General features: G+C 72.3%; 24 protein-coding genes. All 24 read right to left on the bottom strand.

From position 1 onward, the window contains the following. Window positions 1-278: hypothetical protein (locus tag ACW62_RS30925; RefSeq protein ID WP_157575101.1), on the bottom strand; the 278-nt coding region annotated here is incomplete at its 3' end. Window positions 279-436: 158 nt separating this feature from the next. Further along, window positions 437-622, bottom strand: a complete 186-nt coding sequence (locus ACW62_RS30920) for a hypothetical protein (RefSeq protein WP_053207985.1) — start codon at window positions 620-622, stop codon at window positions 437-439. A gap of 81 nt (window positions 623-703) precedes the next feature. Then, a complete protein-coding gene (locus ACW62_RS30915; RefSeq protein WP_053207984.1) occupies window positions 704-1,045 on the bottom strand; it encodes a hypothetical protein in 342 nt (113 codons plus the stop codon). 2 nt (window positions 1,046-1,047) lie between these two features. After that, the gene (locus ACW62_RS30910) at window positions 1,048-1,395 is read right to left on the bottom strand and encodes a hypothetical protein (protein ID WP_053207983.1); all 348 of its coding nucleotides are present in this window, start codon (window positions 1,393-1,395) and stop codon (window positions 1,048-1,050) included. Between the two features lie 257 nt (window positions 1,396-1,652). Then, complete coding sequence (locus tag ACW62_RS30905; protein ID WP_053207982.1) at window positions 1,653-2,465, bottom strand: GntR family transcriptional regulator; 813 nt, start codon at window positions 2,463-2,465, stop codon at window positions 1,653-1,655. A 587-nt stretch (window positions 2,466-3,052) separates the two neighbouring features. Then, window positions 3,053-3,268, bottom strand: a complete 216-nt coding sequence (locus ACW62_RS30895; RefSeq protein WP_053207980.1) for a ribosome modulation factor — start codon at window positions 3,266-3,268, stop codon at window positions 3,053-3,055. After that, on the bottom strand, window positions 3,268-5,082 hold the full coding sequence (locus ACW62_RS30890) for a hypothetical protein (protein WP_053207979.1): 1,815 nt from the start codon (window positions 5,080-5,082) through the stop codon (window positions 3,268-3,270). The genes ACW62_RS30895 and ACW62_RS30890 overlap by 1 nt, the downstream gene beginning before the upstream one ends. Further along, a complete protein-coding gene (locus tag ACW62_RS30885) occupies window positions 5,075-6,739 on the bottom strand; it encodes a phage portal protein family protein (protein ID WP_053207978.1) in 1,665 nt (554 codons plus the stop codon). The genes ACW62_RS30890 and ACW62_RS30885 overlap by 8 nt, the downstream gene beginning before the upstream one ends. A gap of 93 nt (window positions 6,740-6,832) precedes the next feature. After that, window positions 6,833-7,174 carry a hypothetical protein gene (locus tag ACW62_RS30880; protein WP_053207977.1) on the bottom strand — a complete coding sequence of 114 codons (342 nt, stop codon included), beginning with the start codon at window positions 7,172-7,174 and terminating at the stop codon, window positions 6,833-6,835. An 84-nt stretch (window positions 7,175-7,258) separates the two neighbouring features. Beyond that, a complete protein-coding gene (locus ACW62_RS30875; RefSeq protein ID WP_053207976.1) occupies window positions 7,259-7,459 on the bottom strand; it encodes a hypothetical protein in 201 nt (66 codons plus the stop codon). Beyond that, window positions 7,456-7,644, bottom strand: coding sequence for a hypothetical protein (locus ACW62_RS30870; protein ID WP_053207975.1), 189 nt, complete (start codon window positions 7,642-7,644; stop codon window positions 7,456-7,458). Before ACW62_RS30870 ends, ACW62_RS30875 begins: the two co-directional genes overlap by 4 nt. A 57-nt stretch (window positions 7,645-7,701) precedes the next feature. Then, window positions 7,702-8,007, bottom strand: a complete 306-nt coding sequence (locus tag ACW62_RS30865; protein ID WP_053207974.1) for a hypothetical protein — start codon at window positions 8,005-8,007, stop codon at window positions 7,702-7,704. A gap of 58 nt (window positions 8,008-8,065) precedes the next feature. Next, window positions 8,066-8,668: a hypothetical protein gene (locus tag ACW62_RS30860; RefSeq protein ID WP_053207973.1), complete on the bottom strand. Its 603-nt coding sequence runs from the start codon at window positions 8,666-8,668 to the stop codon at window positions 8,066-8,068. A gap of 222 nt (window positions 8,669-8,890) precedes the next feature. Further along, window positions 8,891-10,372: a terminase large subunit domain-containing protein gene (locus ACW62_RS30855; RefSeq protein ID WP_053207972.1), complete on the bottom strand. Its 1,482-nt coding sequence runs from the start codon at window positions 10,370-10,372 to the stop codon at window positions 8,891-8,893. Then, window positions 10,369-10,818: a hypothetical protein gene (locus tag ACW62_RS30850; protein ID WP_053207971.1), complete on the bottom strand. Its 450-nt coding sequence runs from the start codon at window positions 10,816-10,818 to the stop codon at window positions 10,369-10,371. Before ACW62_RS30850 ends, ACW62_RS30855 begins: the two co-directional genes overlap by 4 nt. A 19-nt stretch (window positions 10,819-10,837) precedes the next feature. Next, window positions 10,838-11,521 carry a hypothetical protein gene (locus tag ACW62_RS30845; RefSeq protein WP_053207970.1) on the bottom strand — a complete coding sequence of 228 codons (684 nt, stop codon included), beginning with the start codon at window positions 11,519-11,521 and terminating at the stop codon, window positions 10,838-10,840. A gap of 160 nt (window positions 11,522-11,681) precedes the next feature. Further along, window positions 11,682-11,930: a helix-turn-helix domain-containing protein gene (locus ACW62_RS30840; RefSeq protein WP_053207969.1), complete on the bottom strand. Its 249-nt coding sequence runs from the start codon at window positions 11,928-11,930 to the stop codon at window positions 11,682-11,684. Beyond that, window positions 11,927-12,334 carry a hypothetical protein gene (locus ACW62_RS30835; protein WP_053207968.1) on the bottom strand — a complete coding sequence of 136 codons (408 nt, stop codon included), beginning with the start codon at window positions 12,332-12,334 and terminating at the stop codon, window positions 11,927-11,929. The genes ACW62_RS30840 and ACW62_RS30835 overlap by 4 nt, the downstream gene beginning before the upstream one ends. Further along, window positions 12,331-13,197, bottom strand: coding sequence for a hypothetical protein (locus ACW62_RS30830; RefSeq protein WP_053207967.1), 867 nt, complete (start codon window positions 13,195-13,197; stop codon window positions 12,331-12,333). Before ACW62_RS30830 ends, ACW62_RS30835 begins: the two co-directional genes overlap by 4 nt. Window positions 13,198-13,282: 85 nt before the next feature. Continuing rightward, a complete protein-coding gene (locus ACW62_RS30825; protein ID WP_053207966.1) occupies window positions 13,283-13,858 on the bottom strand; it encodes a hypothetical protein in 576 nt (191 codons plus the stop codon). Then, a complete protein-coding gene (locus ACW62_RS30820) occupies window positions 13,855-14,754 on the bottom strand; it encodes a helix-turn-helix domain-containing protein (protein WP_053207965.1) in 900 nt (299 codons plus the stop codon). The genes ACW62_RS30825 and ACW62_RS30820 overlap by 4 nt, the downstream gene beginning before the upstream one ends. Before the next feature lie 103 nt (window positions 14,755-14,857). Continuing rightward, complete coding sequence (locus ACW62_RS30815) at window positions 14,858-15,097, bottom strand: hypothetical protein (protein ID WP_053207964.1); 240 nt, start codon at window positions 15,095-15,097, stop codon at window positions 14,858-14,860. 512 nt (window positions 15,098-15,609) lie between these two features. Further along, window positions 15,610-16,791, bottom strand: coding sequence for a hypothetical protein (locus tag ACW62_RS30810; protein WP_205629710.1), 1,182 nt, complete (start codon window positions 16,789-16,791; stop codon window positions 15,610-15,612). A gap of 177 nt (window positions 16,792-16,968) precedes the next feature. Beyond that, window positions 16,969-17,181, bottom strand: a complete 213-nt coding sequence (locus ACW62_RS30805) for a hypothetical protein (RefSeq protein ID WP_053207962.1) — start codon at window positions 17,179-17,181, stop codon at window positions 16,969-16,971. Window positions 17,182-17,186 lie beyond the last annotated feature (5 nt).

The raw sequence follows: 17,186 nt of genomic DNA, 5'->3' as shown, positions 1-17,186 counted from the left end.
TTGCCCTGCGCGACCTCGTGCTCGCCGACCTGGTGCCCGCGGGCTGCGAGGTCGAGGCGGGAGTGCAGGAAGACGACGAAGCTGCCGACCTCGGGAGACGTGACACCCTGGCCGGACGACCAGGTCGTGTACTCGGTGGCCGCGTCGACGCGGTAGACGCTGGCGTGCGTGTAGGTGCGAGTGCTGGCCTTGGTGTGGGCCTCGCCGTCGACCTCGTAGCGCAGCTTGCCGTTGCGGAGGGTGGCGCGGGTGACCGTGACGCTGGTGGTGTTCTGCATGTCGGCTCCTGATGGTCGGTGGTCGAGTCCGTCGCTCGACCTCATGAGAAGAACGGTACCCCGTCAAGGTACCACCTGTCTAGCCCGCTAGCGAGATAGACAGCAGCTCGCCCCGCCACCAGGGGGCTGGTGACGGGGCGAGCGGTCGAGGGGATCGGTCAGCGCCAACGCGACGGCGGCACCACCGACCCGAACGGGTTGTCGTACGTGCAGCCCGACGGGCTGACGCACAGGGACCGGCCCGACGACTTCGAGACGGTGCCGGCGTCGGCGACGGCAGCCACGCCGAGCGACAGCGCGACAGCCGACGAGACGGCGGCGACGGTGCGGACGAGACGGTTCACGGTGGTGCTCCTTCGGTTGGGTGTGGTGGTGCGATGTGTCCTGCCCTGTGTGTCCCGGGGGGCGGGCCACAGGGCAGGGGTCTAGGGGATGATCGTCCGGCCTCGGGTGGTCAGCACGACGGGGCGGCCGCGGAGCCTCTTCCAGCGGTCGTGCCAGATGGTGCGGTTGCTGAATGCGGGGATATCCTGGGCGGGCTCGTGGGGGGCCCACAGGATCAGTTCCTCGTCGTACAGCTCCCAGACGGTGCGGGCGTTGGCGCTGTGCACGTAGGTGCGGCCGGCCGGTGAGTGCGGGTTGGTGATGATGACGCCGTACCGCTGGCCGGGCTCGTCGATAAGCAGGATCTCGCCGGCGGGTGCGCTGGCCTGTAGGAGGTCGAGCAGGTTGACGGCGGTCTTGCTGATGGCGATTGGCGCGCTCATGGTCAGGCGGCCGTTTCGGTGCCGGGGTAGGTCGACGTGCGGGTGCCGTCGGACCACTCGGTGTCGACCCGGTAGATGTGGCCGGTGCCGGGGCCGCCGGCGGTGTCGAGGCGGCGGTCGGTGACGCGGACGATGGTTCGCTCGTCGGTGAGGCGGGCGGCGTCGCGGGCGATGGCGGCGGCTCGGTCGGCCTGGCCTTCGCGGTGGCCTTGGGTCATCTTGTACGACGCGTTGGCGGGCAGGTCGCGGCCGGCGTAGCCGAGGGCGTGGCCCTGGGCGTGGTGCATGTCGAGGATCTGCCGGCGGGTGAGGCGGGGCTTGCGGTAGCGGCCGCGGGGGCGCTGGCTCATGGTGTGCTCCTGATGGTGTCGGGGCGGCCGCGGGGCCGTCAGTCCCCGGTGCCGTTCTCGTGCTCCGACGGTAACCTGTGGGGGTACCGGTCGTCAAGCTTTCTCGACAGCTAGCCCGCAAGCTAGCTGGCAGGCCGGGCGATTGTGTTGTCGTGAGATATCCGCCTATGATCAACGTTCCAATTCACATCGAATGTCAGTCGATGAGCGAGGGCCCGCCCGGCGTGCAACCCGGGCGGGCCCTCGTGCGTGGCGGGTCAGGTGATGTCGGTGGTGGTCACGTAGGTCATGGTGGCGGCGTCGGTGACGACGTCGCTGGTTTCGACGCCGCGGTCGCCGTGGTGGAAGATCCGGGTCAGGTTCATGACGGCGCCGGCGACGGGGAGGTCGAGTAGGGCGCGCTCGTCCTCGGTGGCGAGGCGGGCGCGGACGTACTCGGTGACGCTGGTGGCGGGGACGCCGAGGTCGTGTAGTTCGTCGATGGTGCCGCCGCGCCATGGTTGGGCGGCTGGGTCGGCGACGTCGGTCCCTTCGGCGAGGGCGTGGTCGATCCAGCCGACGCGTAGCCGGCGGGACAGGCCGGGTGCCTCTTCGATGAATTCGCGGCGCAGCGCCGGCGCGCCGGTGGGCATGCCGAGGCGGGAGGCGACGATGTGTGGGGCGGCTTCGACGCTGTAGCGGACGACGGTCAGCTCGTGCTGGTCCCAGTCGATGCCGTCGTCGGGCATGCGTTCGCCGCGGTCGTCGTCGCCGCGGCGTAGCCGGGCGGCGGCGTCGAGCTGGTGCCAGCGGGCGGCGGCGACGTCGTACCGGACGATGCGGGGTGCGACTCGGGCGACGACGCCGCGGGCGGTGACGATGTGGCCGCGGGCGGCGAGGAAGTCGAGTGCGCTCGTGACGGTGGTGATCGTGACGCCGGTCTGCTGGTGCAGCTCGCGTTTGCTGGGCAGCGGGTCGCCTGGTGCGAGGCGGCCGTCGTCGATCGCGGCGACGATGGCGTCGGCGATCTGCCGGTACTGCGGCCGCGCGCGGTGCGGGTCGACGGTGTCGGCGGCGAGTAGCTGACTCATGGGCGCATGATACCGGCAGGGCCTTGACTTAACCACATATGTGGTTACCCTCGTGATCAACGCCGGTCCGCACGTGACCCACCCCACAGCATCACCCCGATCCGTGCGGGCCGGCGCCTCAATCTCCCCGTCGAGGAGTTGGCCGTGTACATGAGGCATCACGTTCCGACGTTGGGCCCGGTGGCGTGGTCGACCGCGGAAGTCGACGACTACGCGGCCGAGCTGCTGCGGACGCATAGGCCGGTCCGGCGGGGGGCTGGGGGTTGGCTGTTGAGGCGCCGCCCGCTCGTTTGTGGCCGCTGCGGCGGCCTGTGGGCGTGCCCTGACGCGATGTGGGCGCTCGGGTGGATGACGTCGCTCGACCGGACATTGGCGCTGGACCGTGAGTAACGGTCGAGGTCACCCCATTGTGGTTGAAACGGGTCCGGGTGACCTGGTGCTGCTGCTAGCGTTCGGCCCCGTTCTGGTCATCCTGGTCGCGCTGCTGGTGATGGTGGCGTGGCGGGATCTGGACAGCCGTCGGCGACCGGGTCGACGGTGATGTGGGGGCGCCGGGTTGGGTGCGCTCCGCCCGGCGTCTCCGCTGGTTACTCTGCGACGTCGGTCGCGATGGGTAGGCCGGCCGCGCGGCGGCCGCGGGTGTAGCCGTCGAGCCACGCGTACAGCGCGACGGGACGGTCCCGCTCGTACGGGCAGTCGGTGACGGGGCCGCCCATGACGCCGACGTCGTACCCGGATCGGGCGGCGCGCAGCGCGAGCCCGCGGGGCCCGTACTGGCCGGCCTCGACCGCGGTCGACGTCATCAGTCCGTCCTCCGGTTGCGGATGGTGTCGCCGCCGCGGTCGATCTGCCCGCGTCGGCGCCGCCGGTCCCGGTCGCGTCGGCGCTGGGCCCGCGCGTCTGGGTCCTCCTCGTATCGTGCCATCGCCTCGTCGCGGGCGCGAGCTGCTGCCTCGGCTCGCTGGCGCATGGTGGCGTTGTCGACGCCGGCGCCGAGGGCGTACTCGGCGAACGACAGGCGCGGGTTGTCGACCCACCAGCGCCACAGGTCTTCGGACGCGTAGTAGAGGGCACGGTCGATGGGGCCGGTCAGTAGCGACAGGAGCGTGATGCCCTGGTCGGTGGCCTCGACGGCGCGGGCCCGGGAGATGTGCGAGGCGCCGCGCAGGTACCGCTCTATTTCCAGCGACGTCCGCATGGTGTGGTTGTCCCACTCGTCGCGGACTCTGTCGATCGCGCGGCTGGCCCGGGCCGGCTCGGTGCCGCCGGCGAGGACGCCGCCGGTGGCGTTCATGTGTTCCTCGTAGGCGGCGCGGATGGCGGCGATCTCGTCGTCGGTGGGTGCCGTGTCGTCGAGCCCGATCGGGGCGTCCCAGTCGTCGTCTGGCGCCCGGTACAGGTCGGCGTCGGTGGGCACGAGGGCCTGCTCGTCGACCTCGGTGAGGGGCTGCGCGCCGGCGCGGCGGTCCAGCTCGTCGCCGTACCGTTCGGCGGTGTCGAAGTCGCCGCGGCTGGTGGCGGCGTGCAGGGCGGCTTCGAGGGTGTCGTCGTCCATGCCGTCGAGGTCGTTGACGTCGACGGCCGGTTCGGGCGCTGGTGGCGGGTTGACGGGGCCGCGTGGGGTGCGGTCGGTCGGGATGGCCGGCGGGGGCCGGTCGCCGGGGTCGTCGAGGGTTGGCGGCGACTCGGTGCCCCACACGAGCACGAGCGTTCCGCGGCAGCGGCCGCCGCCGGCGCAGGCGACGTAGCCGCCCATGTCGGGGTAGTCGACCAGCGCGGCCGCGAGGTCGGTGTAGGTGCGGCCGTCGACGTCGCCGCAGGGGCGGCAGGTGTCGCGGTCCATCAGTTCGGACGCGTAGACCTCGCGCGGCTCGGGCATGGTGGCGGCGGCTTGGGCGCGGCCGGCGCCGTGGGCGCGGTTCGCGGCCTGGCGGGCGACGTCGGCGGTGCCGGCGTCGCTGGCGGACTCGGCGGCGGTGATAACGGCGTCGACGACGTCTATCGGGTCGGCGTCGCTGGCGGCGCGTGCGGCGGCACGCTCGGCGACGGTGAGGAGTCGGGCGACGGGCTGGGCTGCGACTCGGCGGGCTTCGCTGTGCGCGATGCCGCGGGCTTGGTCGCTGACGGGGTCGTCGTCGCCGGTGGGCGGCGGGGCGGGCTGGCGGGCCTGGCGGGCGTTCTCGGCGGCCAGGCCGCGGGCGCCGTTGCGGGACAGGTTCAGTAGGTCGGCCTCGATGGTGGCGGCCGCGTCGTCGACGGCGCGGGCGACACCGGGCAGGACGGCGCCGCTGGACGGGTCGGCGAGGGCGCGTATGCGGTCCAGGATGGTCAGCGGGCTACCGGTGGTGGCTAGCTCGGTTAGGTCGTTGGCTAGGGCGTCGAGCAGTTGGTCGCGGACGCCGGCGGCGTGGCGGTAGACGCGGCCGCCGGCGCCGGCGATGGCGCGTTCGAGGTCGCCGAAGCGGACGTGCGCGGTGACCTCGTGCCGGTGCAGCGGGCGGCGGGCGCCGGGCACGGACCAGCCGGCGGCAACCTCGGCGCGGATCAGCTCGTCGCGCAGCTCGTCGACGACGGTGTCGGCGGCCAGGCGGGCGACACCGTCGCATAGGTCACACACGGGCCGCCCGCAGGGCTTCGATGCGCTCGACCAGCTCGCGGGCCTCGGCGAGACTCACGTGCGCGGTGGCGGCGATCTGCTCGGGGTCGAGTTGCGGCGGGACGGGACCGGCGGCCGCGGGGGCGTCGCCCTCGACGGGCAGCTCGTCGACGCTGTCGTCGCCCGGCTCCGGGGCGGGGGGCGGGGCCGGCTTCTCGGGTGCGGGGCCCTTCATGCCGATGAGCTGGCGGGCCTCTTCGGGGCTGATGATGTACGCGTCGACGAGGGCCGGTAGGCCGACGTCGGCGAACGGGGACGACTTCGCGGCGGCGTCGTCGTCGTTGACCTTTTCCATGGGGGGGAGGCTGTAGCGGCGCCGCACGTCCGCTTCGAGGGTGGCGTCGGGGGTGATGAGGCCGGCCTCTTTGAGCAGCTTCAACGCCTCGGCGGTGGGGGTGGACTCGGCCGAGATCTCGTCGGGGACGAGGGACGGGTAGGGCTCGTCGGCGCCGAAGTTGATGGCGACGAACTCGGCGATGGCGCCGCGGGTGCCGTCGTCTCCGTCGGTGGTGATCTCGCCGGCCCACTCGCACGTGTACCGCAGCGACATGACGAAGTAGTCGACGAACGTCTCGCCGAGCGCGCGGGCGCCGTTGTCGTGGCCGAGGTTCATGAACATCGCCAGGGCGGACTTCGACATGGCGCGGTCGTGGTACTCGACGAGCGGCAGCTCGTCTTTCGTGGTGCCCGTCACGCCGAGCAGTTCGACCCGGCCGGCGCCATCGGGGATGGCAATGCCGGCGGTGGCGCCGGCGCGGGCCTGCGTGGCGATCGCTAGGGCCTCGTCCTTGCCCATCTTGTCGGTGTAGTAGACGACGGGCAGCCCCATGCCGGTGCGCTCGACGGCCTGAGCGCCGGTGCGCAGCAGGGCGTCTTTGATCAGCCAGTTCTTGTACGACTGGCGCAGCAGGGACCGGCCCGTCCAATCGGCGCCCTCACGCTCGAAGGAGTAATAGGCGAGGTTGGCGGCGTCGATGAACGTCGGGGTCGCGTCGCCGGGGTCGCCGATGCTGGACGAGCGGGCGTACTTGACGGCGGGGTCGCGTAGGCCGACGTCGTCGCCGAGGGGCGCTTGCACGACGCCGGCGAGGGCGCCGCCGCGGGTGACCCGGATCTCTTCCATGGTGCGGGGGTGACGGATCGCGAGCTTGGCCAGGTGAACGAGGTCGTTGCCGTACCGCGGGGTCTGCCCGGGGTGGGGGCGGCCGTACTCGAACACCTTCTCGAACGGCATGAACCCGAACACCATCGACAGCAGCAGGTCGGACAGGTGGCGTTTCCACACGATGGCGCCGGGCCGGCGGCGGGGCGTGTTGCCCTCGTCGTCGGGTATCCCGAACTCGATGCGGACGGCCTCCATGACGTCGGAGGCGACGTCCTTCCCGACCAGGTGCCAGCCGGTGCGCAGCATCGGCAGGCAGATCGCGCGGAGCAGGCCGCCGATCTGGCTCTCGCTGTCGCGCATCCGGTCGTAGATCGGGAGGTTGTGCGGGAACACCAGTTCCGGCGTCGCCTCGTAGCCGAGGGCCTGATAGCCGTCACCGGCGTACGGCGACCACGATCGGATGTGTCCGCCGGGCTGGCCGAGTTCGCGGCCGATGTTGGGAGTGTCCGCCATGGTCGTCACCGTGCCTGTCCTGGTCGGGGTGAGGTTGGAGGCGGCCGGTGTCGCGGCCTCAAGGGAACATCGCGACACCGGCCGGGCCCGGGGTTAGGCCGGCACAGGTGCCGGCGTGCCCGTGATGAGCCGGGCGAGCAGCGCGCCGAGCTGGCGGTCGCACTCGGCGCGCTTGGCGTCGAGGAACGCGGCGGGCGGGCCGTACAGCGGGCGGTCACCGAGGAACCGCTCGACGCCGGCAGAGCCGTCCTCGATGGCGGCCAGATCCTCGGCGAGGTCGCGGAGGTCGGACGCCTGATCCCTGGTCGCGTTGATGCGGAGGATGCCGAGGTCGGCGACCAGTTCGAGCAGGGACTCGCCGCGGGCGAGGTTCAGTGCGACGGCGGTGAGGATGGCGTCGCGGACCTCGGGGCGGTAGTCGCTGGGCATGAGCACGGTGCGTCTCCTGATGGTTGGTCCGGGTGGTCGTTGCCGTCACGCTGGCCACGCGGGGTGGTGGTGGGTGGGAGGTCGCCGGTGTCAGAACAGGGCGACGGTGCCGGCCGGGTCGGCCGGTGGGACGAGGGCGAGCTGCTGGTCGGTAGCGGCGGCGTCGAAGTCGCGGCGGCCGAACGGCAGCCACGGGCGCGGCGTCGTCGGCGTGGCGATGAGGTCGTCGACGTCGGCGCCGGCGCGGAGCCGGTAGGCGGTGGCCTCGGGGGCGGTGACGGTGGCGGTCATCGGTCGCCACCGTTCATCAGCTTGTCCAGCTCGGCCCGCCGCGCCGCCTGCTGTTCGCGCTGCCGGGCGTGGATGCCGCAGCGGCCGTCGCGCTTCACCGGCCGCCCGCACGTGACGAACTGCCAGTCGGGGCGCTCGCGGTAGTAGACCTCGGCGCATGTGGCGGGGGCGGTGGTGTTCTGCATGTCGTCCTCCTGGTGGCTGGTGCCGGCGGCCGCGGTGGGCGGCCGCCGGCGGGCGGGTCAGACGCGGCGCAGGACGCGGATAACGCGGTCGGCCGGGTGGATGAGGGTCTTGCCGCCGTCGCTGTTGAAGACGTGGAGGTTGCCGGCGGCGTCGGCGACGTACCGCGACCGCTTGAGGTGTTCGCGGCGGCTCCCGCGCGGGATGCCGAACGACTCCCAGATGACGCCCTCGGTGGCCTCGGCGGCGATCTCGCCGGCGCGGAAGGCGAACACCTTGTGACCGGCCGGGACGCCGTCGATGGTGTGCCGGCCGGTGTAGGTGTCGCGGGCGATGTAGTTGGGGGCGGCGGTGGTGTTCGTCATGAACAGAACGGTACCTTGACGGGGTACCACTTGTCTAGCCCTCTCGCGAGATAGCTAGCTAGCGGGCTCGCCGTCTCGACGGCCGCCGGCGTGGCTCGTGGTCGGGGTCGCACGCGGGGTGCTCGGGGCGGCCGTTGACGAGCGGCACGACCGGGTCGACCGGGGTCCGGCAGGCGTGGCAGCGCGGCCACCCGGACGTGTCGGCCGCGGTCGGGCGGGCGTAGATCGGGCGCAGGTCGGCGAGGGTGGTGCCGGGCGGCGGCGTGGGTGGGGTGTTCCGGTGCTCGGGGCAGTAGTAGCCGCCGGGCGCCGGGCGCCAGCAGTAGCCGTCGCTGGTGGCGTCCCAGCACCAGCCGATGCCCGGGGGGAGTTGCTGCGACCGGCTGGTCGGGTACGCAGGGCCGGCCGGGGCTGGCGCCTCGACCGCGGCCGGGGCCGCCGGCTCGGCGTCGATGAGTAGGTCGGCGACGGCGTACCACGTGTCGTCGCTGGCGGTGTTGACGCCGGCGTCGCGGCAGACGGCGCGCTGCCGGGCCGCGGGGGCGGCGACGATCTCGGGGCCGATGCTGTTGGTCTGGCAGTAGGCGGCGAGGGCGGCGGCCTTGGCGGCGCGGTTGCGTCGGGCCTGCTCGGTGTGGGCGAAGTCGACTGGTGCGGTCACGTGGGTTCCTCCTGATGGTGCGGTCGGGCCGTCATCCCAACCGGTACCTTGTCAGGGTACCAGATTGAGCGGGGGTGGCGAGCAGCCGTGTACGCTCTAGTCAAGGCCGCACGCTTCTCCTGATGGGGGCGTGGCAGGCCGGCGGGACACCCCCGGATTGCCTCCCGAGCGCCCGTCAGCGCGGAGGATTCACAGGCGCCGGCCGGGTGTCCCGTTCGCATGTCAGAACCCGGCCGTGGTGAGGTCGGCCGCCGCGGCGGCGACGTCGCCGGTGTGGGCGCCGACCAGCTCGCGGCCTGGTGGGGGCGCGGTGGAGCGGTGCGGGCCGGCGCCTTCCAGCTCCATCAGCAGGTACCGCAGCGCGTCGTAGGCGTGGTCTTCGGCTTTGGTGTCGACGTCTTCGGGGTCGCGGGTCGACCGGCCGAGCGCGGGCAGGGTGCGGATGAGGTTGACGCACGTCGAGTAGACGAGCAGCCGCGGTAGGCCGTCGGGCCGGACGATGAGTTTGTCGTCGACTAGGGCGACGCCGGCGCGGCGGTCGTTGCGGGCCTTCACGACGTGCGTCCCGAACTTGCTGGTGTAGCTGTGCGCGATCGACCCGATGGGCGGGGCGTCGGGGTCGACGACGGGGGCGACGGCCTTGCCGGCGGCGTGGGGGTTGCGGGCCCATGTCGACGGGTCGAGGGCGAGCGGGACCGGGCGGGCACGCTCGTCGGCGGTTTCGGCGTCGGCGATGGCGGCGGCCTGCTTGCGTGGGGTGAGGCCGGCCTCGTACAGCTCGCGGTAGACGACGACGAGGCCGTCGCCGAGCCGCGCACCCCACAGGGCGGCGAACGGGGCGTCGAGGCCGTAGTCGACGCCGATCGCGCGGACGGTGCCGCCGAACGTGATCGGCAGCTCGTGCGGTTCGATGACGTGGATGTCGCGGCGCCAGCGGGAGAACCGGGCACCTTCGAGGACGTCCCAATCGCCGTCGCGGAGCGCGCGCCGCAGCATCTCGTCGAGCCCGTTGAGGCGGTTGACATAGGAGCCGTCGATGTGCGGGTTGTCGGTCACCCGGGCGGGGATGAACGCGCGGGTGCCGGGCTGTGGGTCTTCGAGGGTTGCGACGGGTCGCCACACCTGGCCGGGGCTGGCCGGGTCGATCCACCGGGCCTTGACCCAGTGGTGGCCGGGGCCGCCTGGGTTGGCGGCCGACATCACGCGGGGCCGCAGCCCGAGTGCGGCCATTCGGTCGCGGACGTCGCCGCCGGCGCGCAGCCGCGACAGCAGGTACCGGTACTGCGACTCGGTGAACTGCGTCAACTCGTCAAACGCGATGAACTGGTACTCGGCGCCCTGGTATTTCAGCACGTCGTTTTCGCGGCTGAGGTGGGCGAGTTCGATCGTTGAGCCGTTGCGGAATGTCCACCGGTGGGCGGTGGCGTGCCATGTGGCGACGCTGCTGGGTAGGTACTTCAGCAGCCGCGGGATCAGCGACCGGTCGAGGTCGGGGAACGTGCGGCGGAAGATCACGGATGCGCTGCCGGGCACGAGCAGCGCGAAGTGCACGGCGGTCGCGAGCAGCATTTCGGACTTGCCGCCGCCGGCGGCGCCGCCGTACAGCATCTCGTCGACGCCGCAGTCGTGGGCGCGCTGCTGTGCTTCGGTGGGCGTGTAGGGGTAGCGCCAGCGGGGCGGCTCGGCGGCGCCGCCCTCGGTCACGGGTCCAGCTCGACGGCTTCGTCGTCGGACTTGCCCATGTCCGGGATCATCCCCGGCATGATCTCGATGATCAGGGGGTTTCCGCCGGCGCCGGTGACCTCGGTCTTGGTGGGCATGTCGAGGCCGAGCAGCTTCGCCCGGCGCACCATGATCCGCAGGATGCCGGTGAGGGCCTTGTCGTCGCCGAGCGCTGGCTCGAACCGTAGGGCCTTGTCCCAGATGGCTTGCTGTAACTCGTCGAGGCGCTGCGCTTCGAGTATGCGCAGCTCGTCGACGTTCTCGACGATGACGCGTTTCAGGGCGCGCTCGACGGCCTTACGGGCGCCGGACCGGTCGGCGTACCCGACCAAGATCGCGATGTCGTCGTAGGTCTTGCCCTCGCGGCGGTACCGCAGGCACTGGGCCTCGCGGTCGACCTGGTCCGGGTCGGGGCTGTTCTTGGTCACGGATCACCGGCCCGGGTGGTCAGGCCGGCAGCGCGCCGCCGGCGCGGCGTGCGGCGATGGTGAGGGCCCGGTCGACGGCTGACGCGATGATGCCGGCGCGGCGCTCGCGGCTGATCCGGGTGAGGGCGGCGCGGCCGGTGCTGCCGAACGGGTCGACCGGGTCGGCCGCCTTGGCGAGCGCGGACGGCCAGCCGGCAGCGGAGACGCGGGGGAGGGTGCGGGCGAGCGGCCGGTCGGTGGCGGCGTAGACGGTCGGGGCGGCGTCGAGGTTCGCGCGGTCGGAGGGGCGGGGGGTTCGGCCGGTGCGGTGGGTGAGCATGGCGGCTTCGGCGTCGTCGGCTCGGCGGGCGGGGCCCTCGGGCGACGGCGGCGACGGTGGCATCGCGGCGCGGGTCTCCGTGGAGATCTCGTCGGGGTCGGCCTGGATGACGCCGGCGCGGCGCAGCTCGTCGGCTGCCTCGGCCAGGGCGTAGCGGCGGCCGAGTGAGCTGGACTGCGGGTCGTCGGGTGGCAGGACGGCGGCGGCCTCGCGGGACGCCGCTTCGAGGTACATCTCGATCGAGCGGGCGACGACGGCCGGCTCGTCGCGGTAGAGCGCGGCGGCGCCGAGCTGGATAGTGCCGGCGCCGCGGCAGACCGGACAGTGGTCGTCGACGAGGGCGGCGTAGCGGCGGGTGCACGCTGGGCAGAGACGAGAGGGCATGTTCGTGCTCCGTGGAGGTGTCCGGGATGTGAGAGTCCTGCCACGGAGACTACGTGCTAGCAGACTGGCTCGCCAGCTAGCCAGCGGGCTAGCTGGCTGGCTATCCCGCCCGGCCGCTGGGCAGGCGACCGGGCGGGGTTGAAACGTCTCGGGCGTGTCGTCAGGCCGGGGGGCGTTTCGGCGTGCAGGTGATCTTGACGTCGAGGCCGTAGAGGTCGGCGACCTCGGCCAGCTTCGACAGCGACACGTTGTACTCGCCGCGCTCGTACCGGCGCATCGTCACGTGCGTTACGCCGAACTGGCTGGCCAGCGCGCGGAGGGATAGCCCGGCTGCCTCGCGCGCCTGTCTGAGCTGCTGCCCGACGTCGGCGGCGAGCGCCGATCGGGGCTTCGGCGGGTCTGTGGTCATGTGCGCTCCTGGTTGTCGTCGGTGCCGTCCAGCGGGCCGAACACGATGGCGTCGTCGACGTCGTCGAGGTCGTCCTCGTCGACGGCCGGGCCGAGCGCGCGTGCCGCGTCCTCGTCGCTGAGGGCATCGGCGACCGGGGTGCGCGCAGGGTCCGGGGCGTCTTGGTCGCTGGGTGGTGCTGTGCTGCTACACAGTGCCAGCGTTCCGGCCGTAATGGCATCAGCGATGCGGTCGAGTTCTTCGGCGTCGGCGAGCGCGTTGGCGATCCGGACGGCCGCGGATCGTGGGTCTTTCGGTGCGGTGGCGCGCAGGGTGGCGGCGGCTTTGGCGGCGGCGCGGCGGCCTGTTCTGGCGGCGTCGCGGAGCGCCTGGGCGACGAGGGCGGTGTCGGCGGCGGCGGTCACCGCTGCGCCTCGTCGGGGTCTCCGAGTCCGAGCCGCTGCTCGTCGCCCGCGGGGTCGTTGCGCCACCAGGGGTCGTGCTCGTCGAGCCACGCCTCGGCCGTGGCCTTGTTCAGCGGCTCGCGCAGCATGCGGCGCGCCTCAACCTCGGGTGTGGTGGCGCCGCCCTGGACGTTGGTCGCGTGCGCGACGGCGTGCTCGATGGACTTCCACGACCCGTCGGTGTTGAAGAACGCCGGGTCGACGACGTTCGGGGCGTCGGTCGTGGTGGTGTCGTCGCGCGGCTCGTCGACAGGCTCGGCGAGCGCGGCCTCGATCGCGTCGGCCTTGGCGTCCTTGTCGACGGCGACGGTCAGGTGCGGGTTGGACGGCTTGCCGCCGAGGCCGGGCACGATGACGCCGAGCTTGCGGTCGGCGGCGTAGTACCGGGTCTCCCCCTCGGGTGCGGCCGGGTCTTTCTCGACGACCAGTTCGCCGAGGTACTTCCCCTGGAACGCCTCGCGCACGGTGGCGTCGCTCTCCTCGACCGGCACGCCGGCGAAGTCGAGCGCTTCGAGCGCGGCCGGGAGCTGGTCGGCCGGCACGGTGATCGTGGCGACGACCTCGGTCGGCCACTGTTCGGCGACGAACGACGCGAACTCGGCGCGGTCGCTGACGACGGCCTTTGGGTCGAGATCGGCGCCGTCGAGGCGGATCGTGCCGAGTCCGCGGATCTTGTACGACGGTGCGGCGCCGGTTGCCTGCCATTCGGCGCGGGCGCGCTCGTCGATGCGGGCGCGTAGCCGGTCGATCCTGGCTTTGGTCGCGTGCTGCTGGGCGGTGAGCCGCAGAACCTCGGCGAGGTCGGCAGCGTTGCTGCTGGTCATGTCTGGCGTGCCTCTCTGATGGGGGCGGCGGGCGCCGGCCGCCACCGACGGTGTAACCCTGTCAGGGTAACAGACGGCTAGCGGTCTAGCTAGCTCGCTGGGCAGCGTGCAAGCTGGCACGCTGGCGTGCGAGCGGGATGGTTGAGCCGGCGACGTCGTAGGCCGAGCGGACGTGCCGCAGCTTGCCGCCCTTGCCGATGCGGTTGAGGCCGAGGGCGCGCTCGCGGTCGGACACCAGGACGAGCGGGTACGCCGACAGGGGCGACGAACCGTTGCGGCCGGGCGGGACGCGGACGAGGTTCGGCCACACGGCGAGCAGGTGCCCGAGCACGAGGCCGGCGGCGATGACCGCAGCGGGGTTGATCTTCGAGTCGCCGTCGCGCCGGCGGACGTGGGGGTTGGGGGCGACGACGGACTCGGCGCCGACGTGCTCGACGGCGTGCTCGTGGACGAGCTGGCGGGCGGTCTCGGCGATGGCGCCGAGGTAGATCGGGCCGACGCCGACGCCGCGGGTGCCGTCGTCGGCGTCCTCGTCACGGTCGCGGTGCACGGTGACGTGCGCCAGGACGTCAAGGCCGCAGCGGACGACGAGACCGGTGTCGACGCTGCCGGGATCGATGCCGAGGACGTGCGGCGCTGTGCGGCCCGTAGACGGGTTCACTCGGTGCCTCCGGTGGTCGCGGCCGCCGGCGCGGCGCCGGGCTGGCTGGGGCGGCGCGTGGCGCCGTTGGCGCCGCTCTTTCGGATCGCCGAGCGTGCACGTTCGGCGCCAACCTGGGCCGGGATGGCGTCTCGCCGGTGAGCGAACAGTTCGTCGAGCTGCTGGCGGGACGCCTCGCGGTCGCGCTGCGACCGGCGGTGAAGCTCGGCGGCCTCGAACGCCTCGCGCTGGTCGCCGCAGCGACGGCACGCCGGCGCGTCGAGGGACAGCCGGTGCGCGGGGCACGTCGGATAGAGCGGCCCGAACTGGTCGCGCTCGGTTGCCCGGCCGGCCGCGCCAGCGGCCGGCAACGGGCCCGCCGCCGACGTCGGAACTTCGGGGGGGTTTGCGCTCGCGTGCGCGGAACGGTGAGTTTCTACACCCTGGGTGACCACAGGTGGGTTAGTGGACGGTTCGGGTGACACCAGTGTCACCCCTTGCGTGTCGTCGGTGTCACCCCTGGTCGGGTGAGGGGTGACAGATTGACGCCCCTCGTTTCTGGCAGGGGTGACAGACTGTCGCCCCTGCTGAGCTGCGCGTTTGCTCTTGCTGGGGGGCGGGTCGTCGCGGCGGCGCGTCATGTCGAGTTCGTAGACGATGGGCGCGTACCGGCCGTACACGGCGGCTGGCGACTGGTCCTCGGCGCGGCTGATGACGCCGGCGGCTTCGAGGTCGCGCAACGTCCGTTGCACGGTCCGCTCGGACACGCGGGTGCGGTACGCGATCGTCGCGACGGACGGGAACGCGCCGCGGCCGTCGTCCCACGCGTTGTCGGCGAGGGCGACGAGCACGAACGCTTCGGTGGGGTTGCTGACTGGCGCGTCGTTGAGTGCCCACAGCATCGCGGCGAGACTCATGCGGTCACCGCCTCGGCGTGGCGTGGCGCGGGCATGCTGACGCGGGCAAGGTGTTGCTCTACCATGGGTGTTGCTGCCTCTCGTGCTTAGCGGTCGGAGGTGGTCAGCCCGCGGCGGCGGTCACCGCGCGTCGGGCCTTAGCGTTAGGCGCCCGGTCCCGGACAGGACCGGGCGCCTCGCTCTGTGTGGAGTTGATCGACGTCACGCTAGCCCCGGCCGTGACGGGCTCGACGGAGGCGCGCCGTTTGCGGTCGGCGTCGACGAGGGCGAGCACGTAGACCGACGTGGGTATGCCGAGGTCGGCGGCCTGCTCGTGCACCTGCTGCCGCTCCTCCGTGCTCATGCGGAGGAAGAGTCCGGCCGATTGGCTGGCCGGGCGTGGCGCCCGCCGGTCGGTTCGCCGGTGGGAGGTTTGGGCGGTCTGTTCGCTGGGCATGGTGCCAGGGATAGCCCGCAGGTATGAGGCGTTGGTGGACGCGGCTCGTGTCGCGTCGATCGGGGCGAAGCGGGCAATGCCCGAGCTTCGGGCCGGTAGGTTGGGCATCGACTGTGTCCTGTTCCGTGATGTGAGAGTCCCGGGGGAAGCGGTGCGGTCGATCCGTGGGGCGCGCTGGTGTAGGAGCCAGCGCGCCCCCAAGTTTTCCTTGGGTGTTACACCTGGTCATGGCGCGGTTCGGGGTGGTCACAACCAGTGACGCTTGTCGCTACGCAGGGTAGCCCGACGGGGTACCACCCCGGTAGAGCAGAGCCCGCATAGTCGGGGCCGGACAGGCGAGCTGTTCCGCCCTGACAGCGCCCTGACACCGGTTACAGCACGCCTCCGCTTTGGATCTACGTTGACGTGCTGTAACGCCGTCACGACGGCACCGGCTCCGACGGGGCGTCCTCGCGGGGGAGCGCGGCCTGCCGACTCATGATCAGCCTGCCGATTGTGACCAGTCCGTTATCGGGGGTCTCGACCTCGACGCCGCGGATGTCCAGCTCGCCCGACTTGCGCCACGCGTCGCGGTAGTCCTCGACGTTCTGCGCCTGGCTCAGCTCGGCCATGAACGCGATGACGACCGGCGGGTACGTGCGGCTGCCGTCGTCGTCCTGTGCGGGCTCCTGCTGCGCGCTGCTGGCGGCGCTGGCGGCCGCGGGGGCGGGCTCGCGGTAGAAGCGTTCAGCGCGCCGTTGCTGCGGCTCCTGCGGCGCAGGGGCGGCCTGCTCAGCCGGCGCCGCCGGCGGCGCCTCGCGGGGGTCGATCGCGGAGTGCTGCCGGGGCGCGGTCGCGTCGGGCGCGTCGAGCCCGAGCCGGCGCCACAGGGCGTCGACGGTGAAGTTCTCGAACGGCTTCCGCTCGCCGACCGGGACGTCGTACTTGACCGACCGGACGCCGGTGACGAACGCCTCGCCGCGGCGCGGGATCTGCACGACGACGCCGACGTCGAACGGCAACGACTTCTCGGTTTTGATCTTCAACTCTTTCGCCGTCGACGGCTGCCCGTTCACCATGACGGTGACCTCTTCGAGCCGGGCCGTGATGATGCTGGGCCCGTCGTGGCCGCGGAGCGCGTCGACGAAGTGCGCCCACCGCTGCTTGGCGATGTTCCACTGATCCATGGTGATGGTCGCGTCTTCGCCGTCCCACTCGCGACGGGCCCGCTCGGCCTTGCGGCGGGCGCGGTCGTTGGCGACGAGCTGCTGCTGATCGCACAGCAGGTCCCAGTACCGGGTACCGGAGTCGCCCACGATGAGGTTCGGCAGGCCGTCGATGCGCGGCTGTCGGGTCGCCCACACCGCCGCGCCGAGCAGGTCGCGGTAGGTGCCGTCGTGCTTGACGATCTCGAAGTCGGCGCCGGGGACGTGCTTGTACTCGTCGGGGTCGTCTTCGCCGATGCCGATCCAGAACGTTCGGCCGACGAGGTCCGAGCCGGACGCCTGGGCGGCCGTCCAGCTCTTGCCGGCCTTCTCGGCGCCGGCGACCAGGACGATCGGCCACGGCGGCTTGCCGGTCGGTCGGCGGGTCTCGTACTCGCGGGTGATCATCGCGCACATTGGGGTGGTGCTCCTTCCTGATGGGTGCCGCCGGGCCGTCACCCGGTGGTACCCCCACAGGTTACGCGCGAGCGGGCTAGCCCGCAAGCTAGCTGGCTGGCTAGCTGTCGAGCAGGGTGGCGAGACAGGTGGGCCCGCCCGCCAGATGGCGAGCGGGCCCGAGAGCGAGACGGCTGGTCAGCCGCGCCGCAGAGCGGCCGTGCCGGGGTCGCCGAGCTTCCGCGCGGCCTGCGCCTTCAACCACGTCAGGCCGGCCAGGATCGGCACCGCGGCCCACTCGGGCAGCGACCCGACCTCGACCGCGGTGACGGCGATGGCGGCCTGCACGGTGGTCGAGGCGATGCGCTCGCCGGCGTCCTTGGCCCACTGCTTGAACTGGTTCGCGTCCATGATCG

The organism is Jiangella muralis (assembly GCF_001270745.1).
GTDB lineage: Bacteria > Actinomycetota > Actinomycetes > Jiangellales > Jiangellaceae > Jiangella > Jiangella muralis.
This window is presented reverse-complemented; position numbering and strand designations above follow the sequence as displayed.